The 4303-nt window shown below is 67.5% G+C and carries 1 protein-coding gene; it reads right to left on the bottom strand.

The annotated features are described in order from the left end of the window. Positions 1–225 precede the first annotated feature (225 nt). A complete protein-coding gene (locus JS521_RS11590; protein ID WP_003966994.1) occupies positions 226–4125 on the bottom strand; it encodes a DNA-directed RNA polymerase subunit beta' in 3900 nt (1299 codons plus the stop codon). Positions 4126–4303: the final 178 nt, after the last annotated feature.

Genomic DNA, 4303 nt, shown 5'->3' with positions numbered 1-4303 from the left:
CGCGGGGTAACAGGTGGGGGAGCATCACAAATTGGACAGGGGCTCCGTGGGCGTGTTGACCGCCCCCCTCTTGGCAGTGGTGTGCGCGGGCCGCTCCGCCGGGGCCGTGCGCTGGGGGGGCGGGGCTCCGGCCCCGGGCGGGTTCCGGGGCCGCCCCCGCGTGTGGGGGGCCACCTCGCGCAACGTTGCGCGGGGTGGCCGCCCTCAGGCTTTCAAGAGACTCGCCTACTGGTTGTACGGACCGTAGTCGTAGTCCTCCAGCGGAACGGCCTGGCCGGAGCCGGTGCCGAACGGCGAGTAGTCGATGTCGTCGTAGCCGACGGCCGAGTACATCGCGGCCTTGGCCTCCTCGGTCGGCTCGACCCGGATGTTGCGGTAGCGGGACAGGCCCGTACCGGCCGGGATGAGCTTACCGATGATGACGTTCTCCTTGAGGCCGATCAGGGAGTCCGACTTGGCGTTGATCGCCGCGTCGGTGAGGACCCTGGTCGTCTCCTGGAAGGACGCCGCCGACAGCCACGACTCGGTGGCGAGCGAGGCCTTGGTGATACCCATCAGCTGCGGACGGCCGGAGGCGGGGTGACCGCCCTCGGTGACCACACGACGGTTCTCGGTCTCGAACTTCGACCGCTCGACCAGCTCGCCCGGAAGCAGCTCCGCGTCGCCGGACTCGATGATCGTCACACGGCGGAGCATCTGCCGGATGATGATCTCGATGTGCTTGTCGTGGATCGACACGCCCTGCGAGTTGTAGACCTTCTGGACTTCGCCGACCAGGTGGACCTGGACCGCACGCTGGCCGAGGATGCGCAGCACGTCGTGCGGGTTGGTCGCACCGACGGTGAGCTTCTGGCCCACCTCGACCGGGTCGCCCTCGCCCACCAGAAGACGGGCACGCTTCGAGATCGGGAACGCCGTCTCGTCGCTGCCGTCGTCCGGGGTGACGACGAGCTTCTTGGTCTTCTCGGTCTCCTCGATCCGCACGCGGCCCTTGGCCTCGGAGATCGGGGCGACACCCTTCGGCGTACGAGCCTCGAAGAGCTCGACGACACGGGGCAGACCCTGGGTGATGTCGTCACCGGCCACACCACCGGTGTGGAAGGTACGCATCGTCAGCTGGGTGCCGGGCTCACCGATGGACTGGGCGGCGATGATGCCGACCGCCTCACCGATGTCGACCAGCTTGCCGGTGGCGAGCGAGCGTCCGTAGCAGAAGGCACAGGTGCCGACCGCGGACTCACAGGTCAGGACCGAGCGGGTCTTGACCTCCTCGACGCCGGCGCCCACCAGGGCGTCGATCAGGACGTCACCGAGGTCGACGTTGGCAGGCGCGATGACCTTGCCGTCCACCACGACGTCCTCGGCCAGCATGCGGGCGTAGACCGAGGTCTCGACGTCGTCCGTCTTGCGGAGCACGCCGTCGGCGCCCTTGACCGCGATCTTCAGCTTCAGGCCGCGGTCGGTGCCGCAGTCCTCCTCGCGAATGATCACGTCCTGCGAGACGTCCACCAGACGACGGGTCAGGTAACCCGAGTCGGCGGTACGCAGGGCGGTGTCCGCCAGACCCTTACGGGCACCGTGCGTGGAGATGAAGTACTCCAGAACGGTGAGGCCCTCGCGGAAGGACGCCTTGATGGGACGGGGAATCGTCTCGTTCTTGGCGTTCGACACCAGACCACGCATACCCGCGATCTGACGCATCTGCATCATGTTTCCTCGGGCACCCGAGTCGACCATCATGAAGATGGGGTTCGTCTTCGGGAAGTTCGCGTTCATCGCCTCGGCAACCTCGTTGGTCGCCTTGGTCCAGATCGCGATGAGCTCCTGCGTGCGCTCGTCCTTGGTGATCAGACCGCGCTCGTACTGCTTCTGGACCTTCTCGTCCTGCTCCTCGTAGCCCTTGACGATGGCCTTCTTGGCCTCGGGCACGACGACGTCGGAGATGGCCACGGTGACGCCCGAACGGGTCGCCCAGTGGAAGCCCGCCGCCTTCAGGTTGTCGAGCGTCGCCGCCACGATGACCTTGGGGTAGCGCTCGGCCAGGTCGTTGACGATCTCGGAGAGCTGCTTCTTGCCCACCGAGTAGTCGACGAACGGGTAGTCCTCGGGCAGCAGCTCGTTGAAGAGCGCACGGCCCAGGGTGGTCCGCAGCCGGAAGGTGTCACCGGGCTGGTACTCCGGCTCGCCCTCCTCGGCGACCGGCGGCACCCAGCCACGCGGCGGCATGGTGCCGACCGGGAAGCGGATGTCGACCTTCGCCTGGAGCGACAGCTCGCGGGCGTCGAAGGCCATGGTGGCCTCGGCCGTGGAGCCGAACGCGCGGTCCGCACCCTTGACGTTCCGGCCCTCGTCGTCCGTGGTGAGGAAGAAGAGGCCCAGCACCATGTCCTGGGTCGGCATGGTGACGGGACGACCGTCGGCCGGCTTCAGGATGTTGTTCGAGGACAGCATCAGGATGCGGGCCTCGGCCTGCGCCTCCGCCGAGAGCGGCAGGTGCACGGCCATCTGGTCACCGTCGAAGTCCGCGTTGAACGCGGTGCAGACGAGCGGGTGGATCTGGATGGCCTTGCCCTCGACCAGCTGCGGCTCGAAGGCCTGGATGCCGAGGCGGTGCAGGGTGGGCGCACGGTTCAGCAGCACCGGGTGCTCGGCGATGACCTCTTCGAGGACGTCGTACACGACGGTGCGGCCACGCTCGACCATGCGCTTGGCAGACTTGATGTTCTGCGCGTGGTTCAGGTCCACCAGGCGCTTCATCACGAACGGCTTGAAGAGCTCCAGCGCCATCGCCTTCGGCAGACCGCACTGGTGCAGCTTGAGCTGCGGACCGACGACGATCACGGAACGCGCGGAGTAGTCCACACGCTTGCCGAGGAGGTTCTGACGGAAACGGCCCTGCTTGCCCTTGAGCATGTCGCTCAGGGACTTCAGGGGGCGGTTACCGGGACCGGTGACCGGGCGACCGCGGCGGCCGTTGTCGAACAGCGCGTCGACGGCCTCCTGCAGCATCCGCTTCTCGTTGTTCACGATGATCTCGGGGGCACCGAGGTCAAGGAGACGCTTGAGGCGGTTGTTGCGGTTGATCACACGGCGGTACAGGTCGTTGAGGTCGGAGGTCGCGAAGCGGCCACCGTCCAGCTGCACCATCGGACGCAGGTCCGGCGGGATGACCGGCACGCAGTCGAGCACCATGCCCTTGGGCTTGTTGCTGGTCTGCAGGAACGCGGAGACGACCTTGAGGCGCTTGAGCGCACGGGTCTTCTTCTGGCCCTTGCCGGTACGGATGATCTCGCGGAGGCGCTCGGCCTCCTCGTCGAGGTCGAAGGACTCCAGGCGCTTCTGCAGCGCGGCGGCGCCCATGCAGCCGTCGAAGTACGTGCCGAAGCGGTCACGCAGCTCGCGGTAGAGCAGCTCGTCGCCCTCCAGGTCCTGGACCTTGAGGTTCTTGAAGCGGCTCCACACCTCGTCGAGGCGGTCGATCTCGCGCTGCGCACGGTCGCGCAGCTGCTTCATCTCACGCTCGGCGCCTTCGCGCACCTTGCGGCGCACGTCGGCCTTGGCGCCCTCGGCCTCCAGCTCGGCCAGGTCGGTCTCGAGCTTCTTGGCGCGGGCCTCCAGGTCGGAGTCGCGGCGGTTCTCGGTCTGCTGGCGCTCGACGGAGACGTGCGCCTCCAGGGACGGCAGGTCGCGGGTACGACGCTCCTCGTCCACGAACGTGATCATGTACGCGGCGAAGTAGATGACCTTTTCCAGGTCCTTCGGCGCGAGGTCCAGCAGGTATCCGAGGCGCGAGGGAACGCCCTTGAAGTACCAGATGTGGGTGACGGGAGCGGCAAGCTCGATGTGGCCCATCCGCTCACGACGCACCTTGGCGCGAGTGACCTCGACGCCGCAGCGCTCACAGATGATGCCCTTGAAGCGGACACGCTTGTACTTGCCGCAGTAGCACTCCCAGTCCCGGGTCGGACCGAAGATCTTCTCGCAGAAGAGTCCGTCCTTTTCGGGCTTGAGCGTGCGGTAGTTGATGGTCTCCGGCTTCTTGACTTCGCCGTGCGACCAGGTCCGGATGTCGTCCGCGGTGGCAAGGCCGATCCGCAGCTCGTCGAAGAAGTTGACGTCGAGCACTTGTCGTCAATCCCTCTTTCGGGGTCTCGTCTCAATCAATGGTCTGAACGGGTCCGGGGAGGGGGGGGGGGGGCGGGGGGGGGGGGGGGGGGGGCCCCGCCCCGCCCCGACGAAAGCCCCGGGCGGGGGCGGCGGCGGGGGGGGGGGGGGGGGAGAAACCCCCCGGCCGCCAGCGCCG

This window comes from Streptomyces durocortorensis, from assembly GCF_016901035.1.
Taxonomy (GTDB): domain Bacteria; phylum Actinomycetota; class Actinomycetes; order Streptomycetales; family Streptomycetaceae; genus Streptomyces; species Streptomyces durocortorensis.
The sequence above is the reverse complement of the archived record's forward strand: the minus strand, read 5'-3'. Positions and strand labels throughout refer to the sequence as shown.